This window comes from Streptomyces cylindrosporus (assembly GCF_022698165.1).
GTDB classification, from domain to species: Bacteria; Actinomycetota; Actinomycetes; order Streptomycetales; family Streptomycetaceae; genus Streptomyces; species Streptomyces cylindrosporus.
On the sequence record NZ_JALDAY010000018.1, the window covers coordinates 91,660 to 116,580 of the forward strand.

The following is a 24,921-nucleotide window of genomic DNA, read 5'->3' on the forward strand; positions in this document are numbered from 1 at the left end:
CGTGGACGGACCGTCGACGACAGCGGCCGGACCGGCGACGGCGTCGGAACGCCTGGAGTTCGACGGGCTGACACCCGCGCGGGCGGCCGACCGCCTCGGCGTCGATCCGGGTCGCGGACCGAGCGCCCGGCAGGTCGCCGAGCGCACGGCCGCCCACGGCCCGAACCGGCTGGCCGAGCCCGCCCGACGGCCCGAGTGGCTGAAGTTCCTCGACCAGTTCCGCAACTGGCTGATCGGCATCCTGCTGATCGCCGCCGTCGTCGCCGGAGCCATCGGAGACGTCAGGGACGCCGTGGTGATCACCGTCGTCCTGCAGATCAACGCGGTCCTCGGCTACCTCCAGGAGCGGCGCGCCGAACGCAGCCTGGAGGCGCTGCGCCGGATGCTCGTACCGACCGCCAGGGTCCGCCGCGACGGCACCGAACAGGTCGTCGAGGCGGACACGCTGGTCCCGGGGGACGTGGTCCTGCTGGAGGCGGGCGACCGCGTGCCCGCCGACGGGCGGCTGCTCGTGGCGGAGTCGGTCGAGGTCGCCGAGGCCGCTCTGACCGGCGAGTCGCAGCCCGTCGCCAAGTCCGCGGCAGCCCTGGAACCGGCCGGCACCGCTCCCGTGCCGCTCGCCGAGCGCACCGGCATGCTCTTCATGAACACCGCGCTGACCCGCGGCCGCGCCGAGATGATCGTCACGGCCACCGGCATGCACACCGAACTCGGCGCGATCGCCGAGGCCTTGCGCACCGGCGCCGAACCGCCCAGCCCGCTGCAGATCCAACTCGACAGCCTGGGGCGGCGGTTGGCGGTGGTGAGCGGCGTCGCCGTCGTGGCGTACGCCCTCGTCGCGCTGGCACGCGGCGAGTCGCTGTCCGCCATCGCGCTGCGCGCGGTGGCCCTGGCCGTCGCAGCCATCCCCGAAGGCCTGCCCGCCGTGATGGCGCTGACCCTGGCCCTCGGGGTGAACCGCATGGCCCGGCGCGGGGCGATCGTCAAACGCCTGGCCTCCGTGGAGTCCCTGGGCGCGGCGACGGTCGTGTGCAGCGACAAGACCGGCACGCTGACCCTCAACGAGATGACCGTACGGGCTCTGTGGAGTGCCGGCCGGCTCCATGACGTCACCGGCGAGGGCTATGGGACGGCCGGAGACATCGGCACCGGCACCGCCGCCGACCGCGACGGGCTGCGGAGCGCGGTGACGCCCTTCGCCCTGTGCAACGACGCCCGGCTGACCGGCGAGGGCTTCATCGGCGACCCCACGGAGGCCGCGCTGGTGGTACTGGCCGCGAAGGCGGGCGTCGACGCCGACCGGCTGCGGGCCGAGCGGCCCCGGCGCGGCGAACTGCCCTTCGACGCCGCCACCAAGTACATGGCCACCTTCCACACCGACCCCGACGGCCGCACCCGCGTCCACGTCAAGGGCGCGGTGGACGTCCTGCTGGAGCGGTGCGCCGACGCGCTCACCGTCGAGGGCGCACGCCCCCTCGACGACCGGCGCAGGAACGAGGTCATGGCCGTCGTCGGGATGCTCGGCGCCCGTGGCCTGCGGGTCCTGGGCGCCGCGACGGCCCGCACGGACGGCCGGGTGGACGCCTCCGCTCTCACCGGCCTGACCCTGGTGTCGATCGCCGGCATAGCCGATCCGCCGCGCCCGCAGGCACGCGACGCCATGGCGGTGTGCCGCAGCGCCGGAGTGGCCGTCAAGATGATCACCGGGGACCATGCCGGCACCGCGGCGGCCGTCGCACGCGAACTGGGCATCGACGGCGAGGTGGTGACCGGGGGCGACCTGGACCGGATGTCCGAGGACGAACTGGCCGCGCGCGTCGACGGCATCGGCGTCCTCGCCCGTGTCGCGCCCGAGCACAAGGTCGCCGTCGTGCGGGCGCTGTCCGGCCGCGGCCACATCGTCGCCATGACCGGCGACGGCGTGAACGACGCGGCGGCGCTGCGGGCCGCCCACATCGGCGTGGCCATGGGCCGCACCGGCACGGACGTGGCCAAGGAAGCCGCCGACATGGTCCTCACCGACGACGACTTCTCCACGATCGTGCGCGCGGTCCGCGAGGGCCGCGCCATCTACGCGAACATCGTCAAGTTCGTCCGCTTCCAGCTGGCGACCAACATCGGCGCCATCCTCACCCTGCTGGGCGCCTCGCTGGCCGGTCTGCCCGCACCGCTGACGGCGGCCCAGCTGCTGTGGATCAACATCATCATGGACGGTCCGCCCGCGATGGCCCTGGCCGTCGACCCGCCCCGCGACGACCTCATGCGGCACCCGCCGCGCGACCCGGACGAGCGCATCCTGGACGCCCGCCGGCTGTACGGCATCGGCCGGGCCGGCGCGGTCATGGCCGCCGGCACCGTCACCCTGCTGGCCCTGGCCCGGCCGCGCGTCGGCACGGACACCGCGCTGACAATGGCGTTCACCGCGTTCGTGCTGTACCAGCTGTTCAACTCCCTGGTCGCCCGCTCGGACGACGGCCCGCTGCTCGGCCGTCACCAGCTGCGCAACCGGACCCTGTGGCTGTGCCTCGCCGGGATGCTGGCCGTGCAGGTCGCCGCCGTGCACCTGCCCTGGGCGCGCAGCGTCTTCGGGACTGTCGCGCTCTACCCCGGCCAGTGGGCGGTGTGTCTGGCCACCGCGTCCACGGTGCTGCTCGCCGAACTGGCCGTGCGCGGGCTGCGGGCCCTCGCGCACCGAGGGCCGTCCGGCCCCCATGGCACCCCCGGTCAGCCCATGGGACCTCGCCCCGATCCGCTGGACGCTCGAAGCGTAGAGACTTCTGGAGGAGATCCGCGATGACGGACGACAAGCACGGTGGGCCCCCGGTCCACGCCCTGCTCGCGGACGGCACCACCGTGTGCATCCGTCCCGTGGCGCGGCACGACCACGAGCAACTGCGGGGACTGTACGAGGAGATGTCCCCGGAGAACCTGCGGCTGAGGTTCTTCGGCGCGAGCCGGCGCTCCGCCGAGATGGCCGCCGACCGCGCCTGCGCGGCACCGCACCCGGGATACCGGGCGCTGCTGGCCGAGCGGCAGGGACAGGTGATCGGCCTCGCCGAGTACGACACCAGCGGCGCCGGCACCGAGGCGGAGATCTCCATCGCGGTCGCCGACGGACTGCACCACCGGGGCGTCGGCACCCTCCTCGTCGAGCACCTCGTCTCCGCCGCGCGCGCGGAGGGCGTCACGGCCTTCGTCGCCGACGCGCTCAGCGAGAACCGCGAGGTGCTCCGGCTCTTCGCCGACCTCGGTCTGCGTACCACCCGGCGCTTCGAGGGGCCCGAGGTGCGCTGCACCATCGTGCTGGACGAGGACGACACCTACCTCTCCGCGGTGGAGGAACGCGGCCGGGCCGCCGACGTGGCCAGCCTCGAACCGCTGCTGCGGCCGAACGCCGTCGCCGTCGTCGGCGCCGGACGCAGGGCGGGCTCGGTCGGCCGGGCGATCCTGCACCAGCTGCACGCCGGCGGCTTCACCCGGCGCCTGTTCGCGGTGAACCCCGCGGCCACCGCCATCCTCGGCGTGCCGTGCCACCCGTCCGTCACGGCGCTGCCCATGACACCCGACCTCGCGGTGCTCGCGGTACCCGCCGCCACGGTCCCCGAGACCGCCGAGGAGTGCGGCAAGGCGGGCGTGCGCGCCCTCCTCGTCGTCACCGCGGGCCTCGACCCCGACCAGGTCCGGTCACTGCTGGCGACCTGCCGCACGTACGGCATGCGCCTCGTCGGCCCCAACTGCCTCGGCATCTCCAACACGGACCCGGCGCTGCGGCTCGACGCCACCTTCGCCGCCGGCCACCCGCGCCCCGGAACGGCGGGGGTGGCCGTGCAGTCCGGCGGCGTCGGGATCGCTCTGCTCGACGGGCTGTCCCGGCTCGGCATCGGCGTCTCCACCTTCGCCTCGCTCGGCGACAAGTACGACGTCAGCGGCAACGACATGCTCCAGTGGTGGGAGAGCGACAGCCGCACCGACCTCGCCCTGCTGCACCTGGAGTCCTTCGGCAACCCGCGGGCCTTCTCCCGCACCGCACGCCGCGTCACCCGCCGCATCCCGGTGCTCACCGTCGACGCGGGCCGCACCGACGCGGGCCGGCGCGCCGCCGCCTCGCACACCGCGGCCGCCGCCACCCGCACCATGACCCGCGGCGCCCTGTTCACCCAGGCGGGCATCACCGCCACCCGTTCGGTCGGCGAACTCCTGGAAGCCGCCGCCCTGTTGCACTCCCAGCCGCTGCCCGCCGAGGCGCGCGTCGCGATCGTCACCAACGCGGGCGGAGCGGGCGTGCTCGCGGCGGACGCCTGCGCCGAGGCCGGGCTGCGGCTGCCGGCGCCCACCCCGCAGCTGGTCGACGACCTGCTCGCCGTACTGCCCGAGGGCGCCGCCGTCGGCAACCCCGTCGACGCGACCGCCGCGGTCACCGAGGAGGAGCTCGCGAACTGCGTGGACCGCCTCATGCGGCACAGCGGCGTCGACGCGGTGCTGGTGGCCCTCGTCCCCACGGCCGTCGCCGCGGCCACCGGCGACGACCTGGTCCGCGCGCTGACCCGGGCCCCCGCGCGGCGGGTCAAGCCCGTCGCCGTGATCCGCCTCGAACAGGCGCTGCCCGTCGAACTGCTCCCGGCCGACGGCGGCACCGTGCCGTCGTACTCCGAACCCCAGGCCGCGGCGCGGGCACTGGCCCACGCGGTCGAGCGCTCCGCCTGGCTGGCCCGGCCCGCCGGGACCGTGCCCGCGCTCGAAGGCGTCGAGACGGAGCGCGCCCACGCCGTCGTCGAGAGGTACCTGGACAGGAACCTGGACGGTGGCTGGCTCGACCCGCGGAGCTGCGCCGAACTCCTCGACTGCTACGGCATCCCGCAGCTGTCCTGGGCCTGGGCCGAGACCGAGGACGACGCCGTCCTCGCCGCCGACCGGCTGCGCGGCGCCGACGGCCGGGTGGTCATGAAGGGCTACTGGCCGGGTCTGCTGCACAAGAGCGCCGAGCACGCCGTCCATCTCGACCTGCGCGGCGACTCCCAGGTCCGGGCCGCCTTCCGGGACCTGGAGACCCGGTTCGCCGGGCTGCTGACCGGCGTGGTGCTCCAGCCGCTCGCCGACCGCGGCACCGAACTGTTCGCCGGCGTCGTCCAGGACCAGGTCTTCGGACCGCTCGTGCTGTTCGGCCTCGGCGGCACCGCCACCGAGATCCTCGCCGACCACGCCGCCCGGCTCGCCCCGCTCACCGACCACGACGTGCACGACCTGATCACGGCGCCGCGCTGCGCCCCGCTCCTGTTCGGTGCGGACGGCGCGCGCCCCGTCGACCTCGAAGGCCTCGAACAACTGCTGCTGCGGCTGTCCCGGATGGCGAGCGACCTGCCGCAGCTGGCCGAGGCCGACTTCAACCCCGTTCTCGCGACACCGGGCGGAGTCAGTGTGCTCGATGCGCGTGTGCGCCTGCTTCCCCGCAGGCCCCAGGACCCGTATCTGCGCCGGCTCCGCTGAGGAGGAAGAGACATGAAGCACAACAAGGTCGGCTCCGTGATGGCCACGGAGGTCGTCCGCGCCGAATACGGCACCCCGTTCAAGGAGGTGGCGCGCCGGCTCGGCGAGAACCGCATCAGCGGACTGCCGGTGGTCGACGAGGACGACAAGGTCATCGGAGTCATCTCCGAGACCGATCTGATGATCCGCCAGGCGGACACTCCTGATCCCTACGAGCCGAGGAAGCGCTTCCGGCCGGCCCGCCTGACCTCCGGCGCCAGGAAGCAGGCTGCCAAGGCCAGGGCACGCACGGCGGGCCAGCTGATGACCGAACCGCCCGTCACGGTGCACGCCGACGACACGATCGTCGAGGCCGCCCGGACCATGGCCCAGCACCACGTGGAGCGGCTGCCGGTCCTCGACGAGGCGGACCGGCTCGTCGGCATCGTCACCCGCCGTGACCTGCTGACGGTCTTCCTGCGGCCCGACGCCGACATCCGCACCGAGGTCGTCGAGGAGGTGCTGGTGCACGCCCTGTGGCTGGCGCCGCGCAGCATCGACGTCTCCGTGACCGAGGGCGTGGTCACCCTCACCGGCCACATGGAACGCAAGAGCGAGAAGGAGATCGCCCTCTCCATGACCCGGCAGATCGACGGTGTCGTCGCCGTCGTCGACAAGCTCACCTTCCGGCTGGACGACGCGAGGATCCGGCCCGACGAACAGACCGTGCACGGCGTGGCCGACGACTGGCTGCGCAGGATATGAGAGGAGGCGGACCGTCATGCCCGGCAATGTGCTGGTCGCCTACGGGACGACGAACGGATCCACCGCGCAGATCGCCGAGGCCGTGGCCGCGGTCCTCGGCAAGGAGGGACTCACCGCCGAGGCACTGCCCGCCGGGTCCGTCACCGATGTGACGCGGTACGACGCCGTCGTCGTCGGCGGTGGTCTGTACGCCGGCCGCTGGCACCGGGACGCCCGCCGGTTCGTGCGCCGCAACCGCCGCGCGCTGGCCGAGCGCCCGCTGTGGTTCTTCAGCAGCGGCCCGCTCGACGCCTCGGCGTCCGAGAAGGACATCCCGCCCGTGTCGGGTGTGCGCCGCGCCATGATCCGGCTCGACGCCCGCGGACACGTCACCTTCGGCGGCTGTCTGCAGGAGGGCGCCAAGGGACGCATCGCCCGGATGATCGTCCGCAACGGCAAGGGCGGCGACTTCCGCGACTTCCCCGGGATCGAGGCGTGGGCGGCACGGGTCGCCGGCCAACTGCTCGACGAACAGGAGAAGAACTGACCGCACCGCACAACCTCCCGGAGGGAGGCGCGTCATGAACATCCGTCAGATCCCCACGATCACCGCCGAGGCGGTGCTCTACACGATCGCCGCGATCCTGGTGGTCCTCTGCCTCGGGCTGACCGCCTCGATCGTGGGCCTGCCGCTCGTCCCGCTGGTGGTCCCGGCCGTCGTGGCGCTGGTCCTGCTGGCCCGGCGCCTGGGCCGCGGCCACCACCCGCCCACCGCCAAGGTGTAGCGAGCGAGGCCGAGCGGGCCGTACGGGTCCTGCGTGTCCGCGATGGACGACCCCGGCGCGTCGTACGCGCCGGGGCTTGTCGTGCCGAGGACCGGTGTCAGCGGTTCACGGTCAGCGGCACGGTGTCGACGGTCACGGGCCGGCCGTCCTTCGGCGACAGGAAGTACGCCGTGAGCAGGCCCGGCCCCGTACGGGCGGCCTTGTAGGGGAACGTCACGTCGAAGGTGCCCCGGGTGCCGGTGCCCGACGTCGCCCTGACCCGGACGTCGGCGGCGGTGCGCCCCGTGGAGTCGGTGACCTTCAGCCGGAACACCGCCTCGAAGGTGTTGGCGCTGCCCCAGACCCGTACCGGCGTGCGCACGGTCCGGCCGATCAGCGGGGACTCGACCAGGACGGCCGGGGACAGATCCTCGAAGTCGGCCCGGCCGACGGGTCCGTTGAGCACCACGCCCTCGCCTCCGAAGGCCTGCACCGGCTTGCCGTCGAGTTCGAAGGCGTCCTTGTGCGGGCGCGACTGCAGCCGTGTCCCGGAGGGTACGGCCGTGGTCCGGCCATGGCGGCCCTCGTAGCCGCTGGGACCGGCGAGGAGGGCCCGGACCGCGGCGGTGGCGGTGGCGGGCGCGCTCACGGTGCGTGGAGCGGGGGAGACCTGCTCACCGTGCAGGAAGTAGACCGCCGTCTGGATCCGCTTGGCGGTGGTGCCGCCCGACCCGCCGGTCGCGGGCGCCGAAGGCGTGGCGGTGGAGGGTGCGGTGTCCGAGCCGCACGCGGTGAGGGTGAGTGCGGGAAGCGCCAGCGCCGTGGCGAGCAGGGCTCGACGGTGACGGCGGGCGCGTACGACGGACAGTGGCCGGCTGGACATGGCAACCTCCTCCGACACTTCCAGCCAACCGCGCGCCACCGGTCCCCTGAAGTGCCGCACGGCATGCGCGCCAGGGCCGAACGGCCGTACCGCGCAGGGCCGTTCGGCGCGCTGGGCGTCCGATGCCGACACCCTCGGCGGCCGGGGCCGAAGGAGGGCCGCTGAGGCCGGGCAGGCGGGACGGACGGCCCATGTCCCGGGGGCCGGAGGGCGCGGAGGCTGAAGGTGCACGCTTCGTGAAAGGCGGGACGCATCATGTCGGTCACCCACGAAAAGCCCGGCCGCGCCGCACTCCACCTGGCCCGCGCCGCCTCCCTCGCGCCCTCCGCGCACAACACCCAGCCCTGGCTGTTCGTCGAGGAGGGCCACGACCACGGCTTCGAGGTGCACCTGGACGGTGCGCGGCGGATGCTGCTGACCGACCCCGACGGCAGGGAGGCCGTGATCGCCTGCGGGGCGGCCCTGTTCAACGCCCGCCTCGCCGTACGGCACCTGGGCTTCCGGCCCGTGGTCGACCTGCTGCCGCAACCGGGCGACTCCGGCCACCTGGCCCGTGTCGGCTTCGCGGCACATACGCCGTGCACCCCCGAGGAGACCCTGCTGGCCGACGCCATGGTCCACCGGCACACCCACCGGGGCCGGTTCGGCGCCGAGCCGGTCGCACAGTCGCTCCTCGACGAGCTGCACGAGCAGGCCCGGGTCGAGGGGGCCACCTTCCAGGTCGTCGACGATCCGGATCAGCTGGAGCTGCTCGCCGACCTGGTGCGCACCGCGGAGGAGGCGCACCGCGCGGACTTCGGGCACACCGTCGAACTGGCGCGCCGCGTCGGCCCGTACGGCGTGCCCGTCGAGGCGTGCCGCTTTCACCCGGACACCACCGCGCTGGCCGGCCGCGACTACCTCGGCCTCGCCCGCCGCTATGTGGTTCCGTCCCGCAGCCGGGGCGGCGGGACCGGCACCGTCGCCGTACTGTCGACCCCCTACGACCGGCGTACGGACTGGCTGCGGGCCGGACAGGCGCTGCAGCGCATGCTGCTGTACGCCGCGGCCCACGGCGTCATGGCCGCCTTCCACACACAGCCCCTCGAACTGCCCGAGCCGCGCGCCCGGTTGCGCACGGGCCTGACCGCCGGCCGCCACCCCCAGCTGGTCCTGCGGCTCGGTCATGTGCCGCAGCCACGGACCTGGTACGTCCCCCGGCGTCCGCCCACGCAGGTGCTCGTCCACGCCGACGCCCGGGCACGGTGGTGACGATGCGGTGGACCAGGGGCGGAAGGCGGGGCCGGGTGAGCTGGTGGCGGATCCGGCGCAATCCGCTGCGGCGCCGCAGCTACCTCGTCGAGGCCTGGCTGCTCGCGGCGACCGGGATCCTCGCGGTGGCGGCGGCCGTCGTCGTGGGCGTGCTGACCGCCGTCGCGATCGAGCGCAACCTCGACGGCCTGCGGGCGGTGCGGTACGCCGTCCCGGCCGTGCTCACCGAGGACGCGGACCGGGCGACCTCCGGGTCCGACGGCACGGACGGCGACCACGCGTGGGCCACCGTGCGCTGGACCGCGGCGGACGGTACGACGCGGACGGGCCTCACCCGGGTCGACGCCACGAGCAAGGCCGGCAGCACCACCCGGGTGTGGCTGGACGCGAAGGGCCGTCTGGTGCCCGAGCCCGCGTCGGCCGACGAGGCCGAGCTGGAGGGTTCGGTGCTCGGTACGGCGGCCGCGGTGAGCGCGGGTGCGTCGGTGATCCTCGTCGGCTGCTGGGCGTACACGCGCCTGGAACGGCGGCGGCTGGAGCAGTGGGACACGGAGTGGGCCCTGATCGGTCCGCAGTGGGGCCGCAGGACCGGCTGAGCGTCAGCAGATACGGGGGAGTTGCTCACCCAGCGGCATGTCGACGATCCGCCGCGCGCCCACCAGCGTCCGCAGGGTGACCCGCCCCCGCGGGTCCCGCTCCAGTACCTCGCCGATCCGCACCGCCCGCGCCCCCTCGGGCAGCGAGCGCAGGGCGTCCAGCGCCTCCTCGGCCGACCCGGCGTCGACGAAGGCCACCAGACAGCCCTCGTTGGCGACGACCAGCGGATCCAGGCCGAGCAGGTCGCAGGCGGACGCCACCGCCTCCGGAACGGGGACGGCGCTCTCCTCGATCTCCACGGCGACGGACGAGTCCCGGGCGATCTCGTTGAGCGCGGCGGCCAGACCGCCCCGGGTCGGATCGCGCAGCACGTGCACCGCCTCGCCGAGCGGCGCCAGGGCGTGCACCAGCCGGTGCAGTGGCCGACTGTCCGAGGCGATGTCGCTCTCGAACCCGAGCCTTTCCCGGGTGCTGAGCACGGTTGTGCCGTGCAGCCCGATCGGCCCCGACAGCAGCACGGCATCCCCCGGGCGCGCCAACGCGGCCGACGGGCACAGCAGTTCGTGCCGCTGGCCGACGCCGGTGGTGTTGATGAACAGCCGGTCGGCGGCGCCGCGACCGACGACCTTGGTGTCGCCGGTGATCACGGGCACGCCCACGTCCTGGGCCGCCTTGCCCAACGAGGCCATCACGGACCGCAGTTCGGCCAGCGGCAGCCCCTCCTCGACGATCAGGGACACCGACAGCGCGAGCGGCCGGGCCCCGCGCATCGCGAGGTCGTTGACGGTGCCGTGCACAGCCAGGGCCCCGATGTCCCCGCCGGGGAAGAACAGCGGGCTGACGACGAAGCTGTCGGTGCTCATCACCAGGCCGGGATGGCCGGGCAGCAGCGCGGCGTCCTCCAGCGGTCCCGTGCCGCCGCCCACGGCGGGCAGCACCAACTGGTCGAGCAGCTCCGCGGTGAGGCGTCCGCCGGCGCCGTGGCCGAGCAGCACGACCTCGTCCTCGTGGGTGGGGGTGGGGCATTGGATGTTCATGCCGTGCTCCTCGTCGGCGTGCGTCCGGCCGCGTGGAAGGCGGCGCAGGTGCCCTCGGACGACACCATCGGTGCGCCCAGGGGGTGGCGGGGGGTGCAGCGGGTGCCGTACGCGGCGCAGTCCGTGGGCAGCTTCGCCCCGGTGAGGATGGCGCCCGCGATGCACTCGGGGTCCTCGACGGGACACAGGCCGCCGACGTCGAAGCGGCGCGCGGCGTCGAACCGCTCGTACTCCTCGGCCAGTTCGAGTCCGCTGTCCGGCAGCGCCCCGATGCCGCGCCAGGCCCGGTCGGTGACCCGGAAGACCCGGCGGACGGCGTCCTGGGCGGCGGTGTTGCCGGAGCGGCGCACGGCCCGTACGTACTGGTTCTCCACCTCGGCCCGACCCTCCTCCAGCTGCCGCACCGCCATCAGAATGCCCTCCAGCAGGTCCAGCGGCTCGAAGCCGGTGACCACGACGGGGACCTCGTAGCGGGCGGCGATCGGCTCGTACTCGGTCCAGCCCATCACCGCGCACACGTGCCCGGCGGCCAGGAAGGCCTGCACCTCGCAGTCGGGGTCGTCGAGCAGTGCCGTCATGGCGGGCGGTACGAGGACGTGGCTGACCAGCATCGAGAAGTTGGCCAGGCCCAGGCGGGCCGCGTGCAGTACGGCCATCGCGTTGGCCGGCGCGGTCGTCTCGAAGCCGACGGCGAGGAAGACCACCTCGCGGTCGGGGTGCGCGGCGGCCAGGCGTACGGCGTCCATCGGGGCGTACACGACCCGGACGTCCGCGCCGCGGGCCCGCAGCGACAACAGGTCGGTGTCCGTGCCGGGGACGCGCAGCATGTCGCCGAAGCTGGTGAGGATCACGCCGGGGCGGGCCGCTATGGCCATGGCGCGGTCCAGGGTCTCCAGCGGGGTGACGCAGACCGGGCAGCCGGGGCCGTGGATCATCCGCATCCGGGCGGGCAGCAGTTCGTCGATGCCCTGGCGGACCAGGGTGTGGGTCTGACCGCCGCACACCTCCATGATCCGCCAGGGCCGGGTGGCCGTCCGTCGCAGCTCGTCCAGCAGCCGCCGGGCGAGGACGGGATCGCGGTACTCGTCGAGGTACTTCATCGGTGCGTGAGGTCGAGCCGGATGTCCACGACCCCCTCCACCGCCCGGATCGCCCGCGCCACCACGGGCACCAGCATCCGGTCGGGCAGGGAGCCGCCCAAAGTGACCACGCCCTCCTCCACACTGACCGTCAGGGGAGTGGTCACCGGGAGCTGGCCGAGCACGCTGTGCCGGATTTCCCCGGCGATCTCCTCGTCGTCCCGCAGGAACACCTTCAGCAGGTCACTGCGGCTCACCACGCCCTGCAGCAGGCCCACCGTGTCCACGACGGGCAGTCGCTTGACGTGCCGGCGGGCCATGATCCGGGCGGCCTCGGCCAGCGAGGCGTCGGCGTGCACGGTCACGGCGGGCGCGCTCATCAGTTCGCCCGCGGTCACCGCTCCCGCCTTCTTCCGCTCGGCCGGATCACCCTCGTCGGTGTCCCGGAACTCCTCCTTGGCCAGCAGATCCGCCTCGGAGACCACCCCCACGACCCGGCCCTCGCCCGCCAGGACCGGCAGGGCGCTGACCTTCCACTGGTCGAGCAGTTCGACGATCTCCTTGAAGGGCGCCTCGCTGCCGACGGCGACGACGGTGTGCGTCATCACATCGCTCACGGTGTACGGAGATTCAGGCATCGCAGCCTCCCGTGGTCGGACCCGAGGTACGGACGACCGTCAGGTCGAGGAAGTGGGTGGAGCACGAGATGCACGGGTCGTGGTTGCGGATCGCCCGCTCGCACAGGGCCGTCAACTCGTCGTCGTCCGGGTCGTGTTCACCGATCGCGTGCTGGGCCAGCCGGCGCAGGTCGTCCTCGATCGCGCCCTGGTTCTGCGCCGTCGGCGGGACCATCAGGGCATCGGTGACGATGCCGTCGGCGTCCAGCTCGTAGCGGTGGTAGAGCATCCCGCGCGGTGCCTCGGTGGCGCCGTGGCCGACGCCCGCGACCGGGGGCACCTCGGTGTACGGCCGGGCGGGCTGCTCGTACGCGTCGATGATCCGCAGCGCCTCGGAGACGGCGTACACACTCTCCACGGCCCGGACCAGGATCGACCGGAACGGGTTGCGGCACACCGCGCCCTCGCGCGGATCGCCCAGCCCGGCCGCCACGGCCGCCTCCAGTGCGACCGGCGACAGCTTGGCGCCGCCGATCGCGAACCGGGCCAGGGAGCCGGTGAGATGCAGTCGGCCGTCCAGCCGGGAGTGCAGCGCGGTGGAGTGCTCCACATGGGTCTCGGTGACGTGCTCGGTGAACTCCCGCACCGGGAAGGAGGCGGTGGAGCCGTCCGTGCGCAGCACCGTCGGGGTCCCGCCCTCGATGGCGTACGTGTCCGGCTCGGCCAGCGCCAGCAGATCGGCCTCGACCCGGGCGTCCGGGAACTCGAACCCGGCCACCCAGCGCACGGTCTCCCACGCGTCGTCCAGCGCCTGCTTCAACTCCTCGTGCAGCGGGCGCAGTTCCGCACGCGTCGGCACCCGGTGGAAGCCGCCGAGCCGCACGTTCACGGGATGGACCGCCCGGCCGCCGATCACCTCCATCAAGGAGTTGCCGACCTTCTTCAGCCTCAACCCCCGCTCCACCTCGGCCCGATGGGTGCGGGCCAGGTCGATCGCGCTGGTCCGGCCCAGGAAGTCCGGGGCGTGCAGCAGATAGATGTGCAGGACCTGGCTCTCGATCCACTCCCCGCAGTACAGCAGCCGGCGCAGGTCCCGGATCACCGGATCGACGCTCACCCCGCACGCGTCCTCGATCGCCGCGCACGCGCTCATCTGGTACGCCACCGGACAGATCCCGCACACCCGCGCCGTGATGTCCGGCGGCTCGGTGTACGAGCGGCCGCGCAGGAACGCCTCGAAGAACCGCGGCGGTTCGTAGATCTCCAGCCGCGCGTCGGTGACCGTGCCGTCGTGCACATGCAGGCTCAGCGCGCCCTCGCCCTCGACCCGGGACAGCGAGCCGACGTGCAGGACACGGGATCCGCGGTGCGTCACTTGCCCAACTCCTCGTCGAAAGCGGCGGTGTTGAAGGTGTGCAGGAAGCGCCCCACGGCGTCCTCGTCGAGGCCGTCGCGGCGCAGCAGCGGGATCAGCGCGGGCAGGTTCACCGACCCGGACGGGCCGAAGCAGCCGAAGCACCCGCGGTGGTACGCCGGGCACAGCGCCCCGCACCCGGCGTGCGTGACCGGGCCCAGGCAGGGCGTGCCGTGCGCGACCGTGACACAGACCGTGCCACGGCGCTTGCACTCGAAGCACACGCTGTGGTCCGGCACGTCCGGCTTGCGCCCGGCAAGGAAGGCGGTGATCACCTCGATGAGCTGCCGGCGGTCGATCGGGCAGCCGCGCAGCTCGAAGTCGACGTCCACATGGGCGGACACGGGCGTGGAGGTGGCGAGCGTGGAGATGTACTCGGGGTGCGCGTAGACGGTGCGCCGGAACTCGTCGACGTCCGCGAAGTTCCGGAGGGCCTGGATGCCGCCGGCGGTCGCGCACGCCCCGATGGTCACCAGGTGTCGCGAGGCCGCGCGGATGGCCTGGATCCGCTCGGCGTCCGCGGCCGTGGTGATCGAGCCCTCGACCAGCGAGAGGTCGTAGGGGCCGGGCGCCACCGCGCTGGACGCCTCCAGGAAGTGCGAGATGTCCACCTCGCCCGCGAGCGCCAGGAGTTCGTCCTCGCAGTCCAGCAGGGTGAGCTGGCAGCCGTCGCAGGAGGCCAGCTTGAACACGGCGAGCCGGGGCCTGGTCTTCACATCGGCCATCTCACAACTCCCTTACTGAGAGCAGGGGTTCGGCGCGCTCCCAGTCCACGACGGGACCCACCTGGCACACCAGGAGCGGGCCGAGCTGGCAGTGCCCGCAGTGCCCGGTCGCGCAGCGCATGTTCCGCTCCAGCGAGACCTGCACCTGGTCACGGGGCACACCGAGGTGCGCGAGCTCCCGCGAGGTGGCCCGGATCATCGGCTCCGGACCGCACACGAAGGCCGTCGTCTCCTCGGGTTCGAAGTGCGCCCGCCCCAGCAGCTGGGTGACGACTCCGACGTCCCCGCGCCAGTCCACCTCGGGCTGGTCCACCGTGATCCCGGTGTACGCGGTGGCCCAACTGGCCACCTCCGCGCGGGCGATGAGGTCGCCCGGGGTGCGTGCCCCGATCAGGATGTTGACGCGCCGGTACGCGGCCGGCTCGGCCAGCACGGCGAGGATCAGCGGCCGCAGCGGGGCGAACCCGATGCCGCCCGCCACGACGACCACGTCCCGGCCGCGCGCCCGCTCCGGCTCCCACGGGGTGCCGTAGGGCCCGCGGATGCCGACGACGTCCCCGACCCTGGCCGAGCACAGCCCGTCGGAGACCGCGCCCACGGATCGGACCGTGTGCGCGAGCCCTCCGGTGGCCTGCACGGAACTCACGGAGACCGGGATCTCGCCGCGGCCGAAGGAGTGCACCATCGCGAACTGCCCCGGCAGGAACTCGGGGAGCGCCGCGGCGACCGGCTCGAAGCGCAGCGTGACCGTGTCCGCGGTCTCCGCCCGCCGGGCGACCACGCGATGGGGGACCGGTACGGCCGTCATCGCTCGTCCTTCGTCTCGTAGATCCCGTACAGGTCCACCAGCCGGGCGCGGGCCGCGTTCAGCCGGTGCGCGAGCACCCGGCCGACCCAGTGCTCCACGGCCCGCCCGAACTCGGGGTCGTCGAGGCACATCAGCCGGACGGCCACCGCGTCGAACTCGTAGGCCTGCAGGGGCGTCACGGCCACTGCGCCGAGCTGCCAGACGAACGGCTCGTACAGCCAGGACCAGCCGAGCAGGTCGCCGATGCCGATCGTCTCGACGACCGGCGGGCGGCGGCCGGGCACGTGCATGTCCAGGGCCGCGGTGCCGCCGCGCAGGATCCAGAACCTGTTCGCGTTCCCGCCCTCCTCGAAGAGACGGGTGCCCTGCCGGAACTCGGCCTCGCGGCCGACGCGCAGCAGCCGCTCACGGTGCTCGGGCGGCAGGGCGTGGTTCATGCGCAGGGCGATCGAGGGGGGCATCAGTGCGCCTCCGTTCCGCGTTCGGCGTCCAGCGCGGCCACTTCCTCGGTGATGTCGATGCCGGCCGGGCACCAGGCGATGCACCGCCCGCAGCCGACGCATCCGGAGGTGTCGAACTGGTCGTGCCAGGTGGAGAGTTTGTGGGTCAGCCACTGCCGGTAGCGACTGCGCGGCGAACGGCGCACCGAGCCGCCGTGCAGATACGAGAAGTCCAGGTCGAAGCAGGAGTCCCAGCGCTGCCAGCGCTCGGTGTGGTCACCGGTCAGGTCGGTGACCTCCTCCGTGGTGGTGCAGAAGCAGGTCGGACAGACCATGGTGCAGTTGCCGCAGGTCAGACAGCGCTCGGCGACATCGTTCCAGCGTTCGGCGTCCAGGCTCGCGCCCATCAGCTCCCGCAGGCCGACCGGGGGCATCGAGCGGCCCATCCGGTCCCGGGCGGCGTCCACCGAGGAGCGGGCGGTGCTTTCCATGACCGTGTCGGCGTCCCGGTGCGGGACCTGCTCCAGCAGCCGGGCGCCTTCCTCGCTGCCCGCCCGCACCAGGAACCGGTGCCCCTCCTCGTCCACCACCTCGGTCAGCGCCAGGTCGTAGCCGGGATCGGCGGACGGCCCGCCGCCCATGGAGACGCAGAAGCAGGTCGCGCCCGGCTCGGTGCAATCGGCGGCGATCAGCAGCGCACCCCGGCGCCGCCTCCCGTACCCGTCGTCCGCGTATCGCCCACCGGTCAGCACCCGGTCCTGGACGGCGATGGCCCGCAGGTCGCAGGGCCGGACACCGAGAAAGGCGTACGAAGGCGCCACGGGCTCGTGCGCGGTGAACGACACCTCGCCCTCCGCCGTCCGGTCGGCGCTCCACAGCCGCTCCCGCGAGGGATGCAGGAAGTTCTTCCAGGACTGCGGCCCCGCGCTGTGCGCGAAGGCGGCCCCGTCCTCCCGGGCCACCAGCCGATACCGCCCGGCCTCCAGCTCGACACCCCACCCATAGGGCAGCGCGTCGCCCGAGGTCAGCTCGGCCAGCACGATCGCCCCGTCACGCACGGTGGGCCCGACAACGGTCCGCCCGTCCGCGACAAGCACCTTCACCAGGGCACTGAGCCCGTCCCGATCGAGCACGGCCGGGGCAGAGTTCATGTCGCTCCTCCTCGTCACTCGCTCCGCTTCCAGCCTCGAACGGGGCGTCGCGACATGGCAGGGGCCAACCGGCCCAGCCACCAAGCCAACCGGACCCCCAACGCCCCAAGGGGCGCGGGGAACTGCGCGACAAGCCACGAACAACCCGCAGCCGACACACGACGCGCAGCCCCCAAAAGGGCTCCCCACCCCGCCTCAAGGAAGGGGCTCCCCCAACTCCCCCTCCACGGCCCCCGCCATCGCCCGCAACACATCGAGCGTCCGCAGAGCCTCGCCCTCGTCAACAAGCGTGATCGCAAACCCGACATGCACGATCACGTACGACCCCACATCAGCCTCGGGCGTACACGAAAGACACACCTCACGCCGGACCCCGCCGAAATCCACGGTCGCCATCCGCAGCCCCGCGTCGTCGTACACCTCCACGACCCGTCCCGGGATACCGAGGCACATACGCTCACTCCTCCCCGGCCAGCCGCGCCGCCGCGACCGCCGCCTGCCCGTAACTGATGCCGCCGTCCCCGACCGGGACCTCCCCGCCGACCAGCACCCGCAGCCCCTGCGCGTGCAGCCGCCGTTTCACCTCCGTGAGCAGCCGCCGGTTCACGAAGCAGCCCCCGCCGAGACACACCGTGTGCGGCGCCCCCTCGGCCACGGCCCGCGCCACCAGTTCCGCCGTCACGATCCCGAGCGTCAGATGGAAGGCCGCGGCCAGCCGCTCCACCGGTTCGCCGTCCAGCCGCCGCGTCAGCAGGTCCGCCAGCGTCGGCGCGGAGTCGTACACCCACAGCCCCTGCGCCCGCACCACCCGGTGGGCGAGCGCCGCCGCGTGCTCGTCGCCGGCCGCCGCTTCCAGCAGCACCGCCGCCTCACCCTCGTAACCGGCCCGGTCGCACAGGCCCAGCAGTGCCGCGACCGTGTCGAAGAGCCGGCCGGCGCTCGACGCCCGCGGGCAGTTGACGCCGCGTGCGACCATGGCCCGCACGGTGGCGACCTCGGCCGGATCCAGCCGGTCCGTGAACGGGCGGATGAGCCACGCGTACGGATGCGGGGAGCCCAGTGTCTCGCCGCCGAACAGCTGGCCCAGGGCCGTGCGGTACGGACGGCGCACCGCCGCGTCGCCGCCGGGCAGGGGCGCGGTCGCGAACCTGCCGACGCGGCGGTATCCGCGCAGGTCGGCGACGAGGATGTCGCCGCCCCACATGGTGCCGTCGTCGCCCAGGCCCAGTCCGTCGTACGCCACCCCCAGGAACGGCCCCTGCATCCCGTGCTCGGCCGCGCAGGCGGCCACGTGCGCGTGATGGTGCTGCACCGGGATCCGCCGCAGCGGCTGCTCCTGGGCCCACTGCGTGGACAGGTAGCCGGGGTGCAGGTCGTGGGCGAGGACCGTCGGCTCGATGCCGGTGAGGTGCTTGAGATGCTCGTACGACCCCAGGAACGCCTCGTGGGTCGTGAGGTCGGCCAGGTCCCCGGTGTGCGGTCCGAGGTGGGCCCGGCCGTCGGCGGCCAGGGTGAACGTGTGCTTCAGCTGGGCACCGGCCCCCGCGACCGGTTCGTCCACGGCGAGCGGCAGCGGGGCGGGGGCGAGTCCGCGGGCCCGGCGCACGGTGATGCGGGTCCGTCCGGCGAACTGCACCACCGAGTCGTCGTAGCGCGACCGGATGGGCCGGTCATGGGTGAGGAAGCCGTCCGCGACGCCGGTCAGCGAGCGCCGGGCCTCGGCGTCGTCGACGGCGATGGGTTCGTCGGCGCGGTTGCCGCTGGTCACCACGAGGGGGCGGGCCAGCTCGTCGAGCAGGAGGTGGTGCAGGCCGGTGGTGGGCAGGAACAGGCCCACCCGGGTCAGGCCGGGGTGCACCTCGGGGGCGAGCGGGTCGGCGCCGTGCCGACGGGGTCGGCCCAGGAGGACGACCGGGCGTTCCGGGGAGGTCAGGGCCCGCTCCTCGGCGGCACCGATCCGGGCCAGGCGGGCGGCCGTGTCCAGGTCACGGACCATCACGGCGAATGGTTTCGTCGGCCGGTTCTTGCGGCGCCGCAGTTCTGCCACCGCCGCCGGGTCACCGGCGTCGCACACCAGTTGGAAGCCGCCGATTCCCTTCAGCGCGACGATCCCGCCGCCTTCGACGGCCTTGACCGCGGCCCGCAAGGCCTCCTCGCCGCGCAGCTCCTCCCAGGCCAGCCGGGGGCCGCAGCGGGGACAGGCGACGGGTTCGGCGTGGAAGCGGCGGTCCGCCGGATCGGCGTACTCGGCCGCGCACTGCGGGCAGAGCGGGAAGCCGCGCATGGTGGTGCGGACACGGTCGTAGGGCAGGTCCTCGATGATCGTGGCGCGTGGGCCGCAGTCGGTGCAGTTGATGAACGGGTAGCGGTGGCGGCGGTCGCCGGGGTCGTGCAGCTCGGCCAGGCAGGCGTCGCAGATCGCCGCGTCGGGCGGGATCTCCCGGGACGTGGCGGCAGGGGCGGTGGGGACACTGTGCCGGACCCGGAAGCCCGCGCCGTACGCCGGCCGGGGCGGTCCGGCCGTCAGCCGGACGTGCCGCACGCGGGCGAGGGCCGGTGCGTCGGTGCGCAGCCGGACGGCGAACTCGTCGATGGTGCGGGACGGCCCGGCGACCTCGCCCTCCACGTGCCCGTTGACGTTGGCCACCCAGCCGGCCAGGCCGAGCGCGGACGCGGTGCGGTACACGAACGGCCGGAAGCCGACGCCCTGGACGATGCCCTCCACCTGGAAGCGCCGCACGGTCATGCCGGCCTCCCCGCCGTGGTCCCCTGGTGGCGGGCGAGCTCGAACTCGACGGCGGTGACGAGCGGTTCGACGGCGTCCTCGACGGCGGGGGACAGGCCGGTGCCCAGCGCGCCGTCGGCGCCCTCCACGGCGTACACGATCAGACGCTCCGGCAACCGGCCCAGCGCCCGGGCCAGTTCGACCGCCTCGCCGAGGCCGAGGCCGTGCGAGCTGGTCGTCGGCGGGTGCGCGAGGCAGCCGGCGTCGAGTTCCAGGCGGTGCACCCTGCCGGGGGTGCCCGGGTGGGCGTGGGCCGCGTCCACGACCACAGCCAGGTCCGTGCCCTCCCACAAGCCGATCAGCCGGCCGGGATCCCCGTCGCAGGTGGCGAGGACCGTGCCCGGCGGCAGCGGCCTGCGTGCGGCACGCTCGCGCAGCCGGGCGAGCACGGCCCAGCCCACGCCGTCGTCCCGCCGGAACTCGTTGCCGACCCCGATGACGGCGATCCGTGTACGCGTCCTCATGGTCCTCACGGTGCGCCGCCGGCGCCCCGCCCGGCATGGGCCGAACGACCCCACGACGGGGACCGACCCTCCCCGACTACGACGGCACGACGGCCACCGGGCAACGGGTGTGCTCCAACAACTCCGCAAGCGCGGTGCCGGAGGCGGACCGTCGTCCGACGACCAGGAGTTCGGCGCCCTCCGAGGCGTGCACGAGAGCCTCCGCCGGGGTGAACAGCACGACGTCCTCCAGCACTTCGACGTCCGGGTACTTGGCGCGCCACGGCCGCAGCGCGTCGGACAGCCGCTGCACCTCCTGGTCCTCCCAGGTGGCGCGATTCTCCTCCAGGACGGGGAAGGGCGAGTCGGCGGCCTGCGCGGGCAGCTTCCAGGCGTACACGGCGTGCAGCCGTGCGCCGCGCAGCCGGGCCGCCTCGAAGGCGAAGTCCAGCGCGTCGCCCGACGAGTCGGACACGTCCACACCCACGGCCACGCCCGCGGACGGACGCGGGGGACCGTCGGCGGGCCAGGTGCCGGGCACCAGGACCACCGGTCCGAGGGACCGCGACGCCAGGTCCGTCGCGGTCGAGCCCACGGTGATCCCGGCGTGCCCGCCTTCGCCGCGCAGCCCCACCACCAGCAGCTCGGAGTGCCCGCCCGTCGCGCGCAGCACCGGCCCCGGCGTCCCGGTGAGGCTGGTCGGCCGGGCCGTCAGGGCCGGATGCCGTGCGGTGAGCTCTGCCACCGCCCGCTCGGGCACGGTCCGGGGCCGGTACGGCCACTGCTCCACGGGATCAAGGGGCGGCGGGGGTGCCACATGCACCACTCGCAGGGGCAGCGCCCGCAGCAGCGCCTCGTGCGTGGCCCAGTCGGCGGCGGCACGGCTGCGTGCCGACCGGTCGACACCGGCGATGATCTCTCGTTGCATGGCCTGCCGCCTTCCGTGCCGTGGGCCTTCCACGCTCCCCGTGCGCTCCCCGTGTGCGCAGGGGCCGAACGGTCCCGGTCGGAGACCTGGCGGCCCATACCTGTCGGCGGGGCCCGGGACGAGGCTGGAGGCGAGGAGCAGACCGAGCGCTGGAGGTGCGCATCATGCTTCCGCCCGTCATCGCCGCAGTCGACGGATCCCCCGAGAGCCTGGCAGCCGCGGAGTGGGCCGCCCGTGAGGCGGTCCGCCGTGACCGGCCGCTGCGGCTCCTGCACGCCTGGAACTGGCACCCCCGCCAGGAGGACGGCGAACCCGCGACGGCCACCCAGCGGTACGTCGCGCGCCGCTGCCTCCGCGAGGCGGAGAACCGCGCCCGCCGTGCCTGCCCCGAAGTCCGGCTCGCCCCCGACGCGCAGGTGGAGGGCCCCGCCACCGCGGCCCTGCTGAAGGCCTGCGGGGACGCCGACCTGCTGGTGCTGGGCTCCCGCGGGCTGAGCGGGTTCACCGGCTTCCTGGTCGGCTCGGTCGCCCTGGGAGTCGTGGCGAAGGCCGAGCGGCCGGTGGTCCTCGTCCGGGCCGGCGAGGAGGCCGCCGACGAGCACCTGCCGGACAGCGACGGGGGCGGGTCCACCCGTACCCGCTACCGGGACGTCGTCCTCGGCATCGACCTCGGTGACCCCTGCGACGAGGTGATCGAGTTCGCCTTCGAGGAGGCCAGGCTGCGGGGCGCGCGCCTGAGGGTCGTGCACGCCTGGCAGCAGCCCTCCGCGATCTCGCTGGGCCCCGGCGACGTCGCCCTGGTCGACCCGCCCGAGCGGGCCGGGGAATGGCTGGGTTTCCTCTCCGCCGTACTACAGGTCTGGCGGGAGAAGCACCCCGGTGTCGAGGTCGTCGAGACCGTGACCGAGGGCCGTCCCCAGTCCGTACTGGTGCGGGCCGCCTCCGGAGCGGGGCTGCTCGTCGTCGGCCGCCGTACCACTGAAAGCCCCACGGGTCCGCGCACCGGCCCCGTCACCCATGCCGCCATCCACCACGTCGGCTGCCCCGTGGCAGTCGTCCCGCACGCCTGAGAGGCCACTGGAATGAGCAAGCCGACGAAGTACGTGTACGCGTTCGCCGAGGGCGGCCGGGACATGGCCGCCCTGCTCGGCGGCAAGGGCGCCGGACTCGCCGAGATGACCAGGCTCGGACTGCCCGTCCCGCCCGGCTTCACCGTCACCACCGACGCCTGCAAGGTCTACCTGCGCACCGGCGAGGAGCCGCCCGAGCTGGGCGTCGAGGCCGCGCAGGCGCTGGCCGGCCTGGAGCGGGCCATGGGCCGCGGCCTCGGCGCCCCCGACGACCCCCTGCTGGTGTCCGTGCGCTCGGGCGCCCGCTTCTCCATGCCGGGCATGATGGAGACCATCCTCGACATCGGGCTCAACGACCGCTCCGTCACCGGCCTCGCCAAGGCGTCCGGGCAGGAGAGGTCTGCCTGGGACTCCTACCGCAGGCTCATCCAGATGTTCGGCCACACCGTGATGGGCGTGGACGGCGACCTGTTCGAGCGGGCCATCGCCGAGCACAAGGAGCGCCGCGGGGTGGCCGACGACCACCTCCTGGACACCGGCGAACTCGCCGTGCTGACCGAGGAGTTCAAGGCGATCATCCGCAAGGAGACCGGCGAGGACTTCCCGCAGGACCCCGCCGAGCAGCTGGCCCGGGCCGTCCGCGCGGTCTTCGACTCCTGGAACACCGAGCGCGCCCGCGTCTACCGCCACCGCGAGCACATATCCGAGGACCTCGGCACCGCGGTCAACGTCCAGGCCATGGTGTTCGGCAACCTCGGCACCACTGAGACATTTAAAAGCAGCGGCACCGGAGTCGCCTTCACCCGCGACCCCGCCACCGGCGAACGCGGCATGTACGGCGACTACCTGCCCGACGCCCAGGGCGAGGACGTCGTCGCCGGAGTGCGCGACGCGCTTCCCCTGAGCGAGCTCAAGACGCTCGACCCGCGCTCCTACGTCGAACTCGGCGACCACCTGCGCACCCTGGAGAACCACTACCGCGACCTGTGCGACGTGGAGTTCACCGTCGAGCGCGGCAAGCTGTGGATCCTGCAGACCCGGGTCGGCAAGCGCACCGCCGAGGCCGCCTTCCGCATCGCCCACGACCTGCGTGAAGAGGGTACGATCAGCGCGGACGAGGCCGTGATCCGCGTCGACGGCGCCGAGCTGACCCGCCTGATGTTCCCCCGCTTCGACACCACCCCCGACGACATACCCCTCGCCCACGGCGTGCCCGCCTCGCCGGGCGCCGCGGTCGGCGCCGTCGTCTTCGACTCCGCCGAAGCGGTGCGCCGGGCGGCGGCCGGCGAGGCCGTGGTCCTGGTCCGCCGGGAGACCACCCCCGACGACCTGCCCGGCATGATCGCCGCACAGGCGGTGCTGACCAGCCGTGGCGGCAAGACCAGCCACGCCGCCGTGGTCGCCCGCGGCATGGGCAAGGTGTGCGTGTGCGGCGCCGAGGCACTCACCGTCGACCCGGACGCCCGCCGGTTCACCACGACGTCCGGGACGGTCGTACGGGAGGGCGACACCGTCTCCGTCGACGGCACCGCGGGCACCGTCCACCTGGGCGCGCTTCCCCTGACCGCGTCCGACGTCGGCCGGGCCCTGGAGAACGGCACCGCGACCGGCCCGCTCACCGAAGCGGTCCTGGGCGCCCTCGCCCACGCCGACTCCGTACGGCGCCTGGAGGTGCGGGCCAACGCCGACACCCCCGAGGACGCGGCGCGCGCCCGCAGCCTCGGCGCACAGGGGATCGGTCTGTGCCGCACCGAGCACATGTTCCTCGGTGAGCGCAGGGCCCTGGTCGAGGCGATGATCCTCGCGCCCGACGACACCGCGCGCGAGCAGGCCCTCGCCGCGCTGCTGCCGCTCCAGCGCGCGGACTTCACCGCCATCCTGGAGGCGATGGACGGGCTGCCCGTGACGATCCGGCTCCTGGACCCGCCGCTGCACGAGTTCCTGCCCGACCGCACCCAGCTCGCCGTGCGCCTGGCCGAGGCCGCCGAACCCGACCCGCGCGAGCGTGAACTCCTCGCCGCCGTCGAGCGCATGCACGAGCAGAACCCGATGCTCGGCTTGCGCGGCGTCCGCCTGGGTCTCGCCGTGCCCGGCCTGATGGCCATGCAGGTGCGGGCCGTCGCCGAAGCGGTCACCGCCCGCCTGAGCGCAGGCGGCCGCCCGCGCGCCGAGATCATGATCCCGCTCGTCGGCACGGTCGAGGAGCTGCGGCTGGCCCGGGCCGAGACGGAACGCGTCCTCGCCGAGGTGGCCGCCGAGACCGGTAGGGCCCTCGACTGCCCGATCGGTACGATGATCGAGCTGCCGCGGGCCGCGCTCACCGCCGCCCGCATCGCCGAGGCCGCCGACTTCTTCTCGTTCGGCACCAACGACCTCACCCAGACGACCTGGGGCCTGTCCCGGGACGACGCGGAGGCCTCCTTCTTCCCGCTGTACCTGGACAAGGGCGTCTTCGAGGTGTCGCCGTTCGACTCGATCGACCAGGAGGGCGTCGGGCGGCTGGTGGAGATCGCCGTCGAGGCCGGCCGTGCCGTCCGCCCGCGTCTGGAGACGGGCGTGTGCGGCGAGCACGGCGGCGACCCCGACTCGATCCACTTCTTCCACCGGATCGGCCTGGACTACGTCTCCTGCTCCCCGTTCCGGATCCCGGCGGCCCGGCTGGAGGCGGGACGCGCGGCACTCGCGGACGGCACCGAGCGCAGCGACAGCAGGTGACCCACGC

The 24,921-nt window shown here is 73.8% G+C and carries 22 protein-coding genes; 9 read left to right on the forward strand and 13 right to left on the reverse strand.

What is annotated here, in order from left to right; all coding sequences use genetic code 11:
* Window position 1 precedes the first annotated feature (1 nt).
* The 5 genes from MQP27_RS44935 to MQP27_RS44955 are packed head-to-tail and all read left to right on the forward strand — an operon-like array spanning window position 2 to window position 6,992.
* Window positions 2-2,797, forward strand: a complete 2,796-nt coding sequence (locus MQP27_RS44935; protein ID WP_242776675.1) for a cation-translocating P-type ATPase — start codon at window positions 2-4, stop codon at window positions 2,795-2,797.
* Window positions 2,794-5,484: a bifunctional acetate--CoA ligase family protein/GNAT family N-acetyltransferase gene (locus MQP27_RS44940; RefSeq protein ID WP_242776677.1), complete on the forward strand. Its 2,691-nt coding sequence runs from the start codon at window positions 2,794-2,796 to the stop codon at window positions 5,482-5,484. Before MQP27_RS44935 ends, MQP27_RS44940 begins: the two co-directional genes overlap by 4 nt.
* Before the next feature lie 12 nt (window positions 5,485-5,496).
* On the forward strand, window positions 5,497-6,228 hold the full coding sequence (locus MQP27_RS44945; protein ID WP_242776679.1) for a CBS domain-containing protein: 732 nt from the start codon (window positions 5,497-5,499) through the stop codon (window positions 6,226-6,228).
* Window positions 6,229-6,244: 16 nt separating this feature from the next.
* The gene (locus tag MQP27_RS44950; protein WP_242776681.1) at window positions 6,245-6,754 is read left to right on the forward strand and encodes a flavodoxin domain-containing protein; all 510 of its coding nucleotides are present in this window, start codon (window positions 6,245-6,247) and stop codon (window positions 6,752-6,754) included.
* A gap of 34 nt (window positions 6,755-6,788) precedes the next feature.
* Complete coding sequence (locus tag MQP27_RS44955) at window positions 6,789-6,992, forward strand: hypothetical protein (protein WP_242776683.1); 204 nt, start codon at window positions 6,789-6,791, stop codon at window positions 6,990-6,992.
* Window positions 6,993-7,089: 97 nt separating this feature from the next.
* Here the strand turns inward: MQP27_RS44955 and MQP27_RS44960 are convergent, their stop codons facing one another.
* Window positions 7,090-7,854 carry a Gmad2 immunoglobulin-like domain-containing protein gene (locus tag MQP27_RS44960; protein ID WP_242776685.1) on the reverse strand — a complete coding sequence of 255 codons (765 nt, stop codon included), beginning with the start codon at window positions 7,852-7,854 and terminating at the stop codon, window positions 7,090-7,092.
* Window positions 7,855-8,109: 255 nt separating this feature from the next.
* Between MQP27_RS44960 and MQP27_RS44965 the strand changes: the two genes are divergently transcribed.
* Window positions 8,110-9,105: an Acg family FMN-binding oxidoreductase gene (locus MQP27_RS44965; protein ID WP_242776687.1), complete on the forward strand. Its 996-nt coding sequence runs from the start codon at window positions 8,110-8,112 to the stop codon at window positions 9,103-9,105.
* A 2-nt stretch (window positions 9,106-9,107) separates the two neighbouring features.
* A complete protein-coding gene (locus tag MQP27_RS44970) occupies window positions 9,108-9,701 on the forward strand; it encodes an Rv1733c family protein (RefSeq protein ID WP_242776688.1) in 594 nt (197 codons plus the stop codon).
* Between the two features lie 3 nt (window positions 9,702-9,704).
* Here the strand turns inward: MQP27_RS44970 and hypE are convergent, their stop codons facing one another.
* The 12 genes from hypE to MQP27_RS45030 all read right to left on the reverse strand — a co-directional run bounded on the left by hypE (window position 9,705) and on the right by MQP27_RS45030 (window position 21,129).
* Window positions 9,705-10,739 (reverse strand): hydrogenase expression/formation protein HypE, encoded by a 1,035-nt coding sequence (gene hypE / locus MQP27_RS44975; RefSeq protein ID WP_242776690.1) that lies wholly within the window; start codon window positions 10,737-10,739, stop codon window positions 9,705-9,707.
* The gene (hypD, locus tag MQP27_RS44980) at window positions 10,736-11,839 is read right to left on the reverse strand and encodes a hydrogenase formation protein HypD (RefSeq protein WP_242776692.1); all 1,104 of its coding nucleotides are present in this window, start codon (window positions 11,837-11,839) and stop codon (window positions 10,736-10,738) included. The genes hypE and hypD overlap by 4 nt, the downstream gene beginning before the upstream one ends.
* A complete protein-coding gene (locus MQP27_RS44985; protein ID WP_242776695.1) occupies window positions 11,836-12,456 on the reverse strand; it encodes a CBS domain-containing protein in 621 nt (206 codons plus the stop codon). The genes hypD and MQP27_RS44985 overlap by 4 nt, the downstream gene beginning before the upstream one ends.
* Complete coding sequence (locus MQP27_RS44990; RefSeq protein WP_242776697.1) at window positions 12,449-13,810, reverse strand: Ni/Fe hydrogenase subunit alpha; 1,362 nt, start codon at window positions 13,808-13,810, stop codon at window positions 12,449-12,451. The genes MQP27_RS44985 and MQP27_RS44990 overlap by 8 nt, the downstream gene beginning before the upstream one ends.
* Entirely contained in the window at window positions 13,807-14,574 is a 768-nt protein-coding gene (locus MQP27_RS44995) for an NADH-quinone oxidoreductase subunit B family protein (protein WP_242776699.1), read from the reverse strand. The genes MQP27_RS44990 and MQP27_RS44995 overlap by 4 nt, the downstream gene beginning before the upstream one ends.
* A gap of 1 nt (window position 14,575) precedes the next feature.
* The gene (locus MQP27_RS45000; protein WP_242776701.1) at window positions 14,576-15,382 is read right to left on the reverse strand and encodes an FAD/NAD(P)-binding protein; all 807 of its coding nucleotides are present in this window, start codon (window positions 15,380-15,382) and stop codon (window positions 14,576-14,578) included.
* A complete protein-coding gene (locus MQP27_RS45005) occupies window positions 15,379-15,843 on the reverse strand; it encodes a Crp/Fnr family transcriptional regulator (RefSeq protein ID WP_242776703.1) in 465 nt (154 codons plus the stop codon). Before MQP27_RS45005 ends, MQP27_RS45000 begins: the two co-directional genes overlap by 4 nt.
* Window positions 15,843-16,973, reverse strand: coding sequence for a 4Fe-4S dicluster domain-containing protein (locus MQP27_RS45010; RefSeq protein WP_242776704.1), 1,131 nt, complete (start codon window positions 16,971-16,973; stop codon window positions 15,843-15,845). The genes MQP27_RS45005 and MQP27_RS45010 overlap by 1 nt, the downstream gene beginning before the upstream one ends.
* Window positions 16,974-17,168: 195 nt before the next feature.
* A complete protein-coding gene (locus tag MQP27_RS45015) occupies window positions 17,169-17,426 on the reverse strand; it encodes a HypC/HybG/HupF family hydrogenase formation chaperone (RefSeq protein ID WP_242776706.1) in 258 nt (85 codons plus the stop codon).
* Window positions 17,427-17,430: 4 nt separating this feature from the next.
* Complete coding sequence (gene hypF, locus MQP27_RS45020; RefSeq protein ID WP_242776708.1) at window positions 17,431-19,719, reverse strand: carbamoyltransferase HypF; 2,289 nt, start codon at window positions 19,717-19,719, stop codon at window positions 17,431-17,433.
* Complete coding sequence (locus tag MQP27_RS45025; protein ID WP_242776710.1) at window positions 19,716-20,222, reverse strand: hydrogenase maturation protease; 507 nt, start codon at window positions 20,220-20,222, stop codon at window positions 19,716-19,718. The genes hypF and MQP27_RS45025 overlap by 4 nt, the downstream gene beginning before the upstream one ends.
* A 76-nt stretch (window positions 20,223-20,298) precedes the next feature.
* Window positions 20,299-21,129 carry a universal stress protein gene (locus tag MQP27_RS45030; RefSeq protein ID WP_242776712.1) on the reverse strand — a complete coding sequence of 277 codons (831 nt, stop codon included), beginning with the start codon at window positions 21,127-21,129 and terminating at the stop codon, window positions 20,299-20,301.
* Window positions 21,130-21,293: 164 nt separating this feature from the next.
* Here MQP27_RS45030 and MQP27_RS45035 point away from each other — a divergent pair, with 164 nt between their 5' ends.
* Both MQP27_RS45035 and ppdK read left to right on the forward strand, forming a co-directional pair.
* Complete coding sequence (locus tag MQP27_RS45035) at window positions 21,294-22,199, forward strand: universal stress protein (protein WP_242776714.1); 906 nt, start codon at window positions 21,294-21,296, stop codon at window positions 22,197-22,199.
* Window positions 22,200-22,211: 12 nt separating this feature from the next.
* Window positions 22,212-24,914 (forward strand): pyruvate, phosphate dikinase, encoded by a 2,703-nt coding sequence (gene ppdK, locus MQP27_RS45040; protein ID WP_242776716.1) that lies wholly within the window; start codon window positions 22,212-22,214, stop codon window positions 24,912-24,914.
* Window positions 24,915-24,921: the final 7 nt, after the last annotated feature.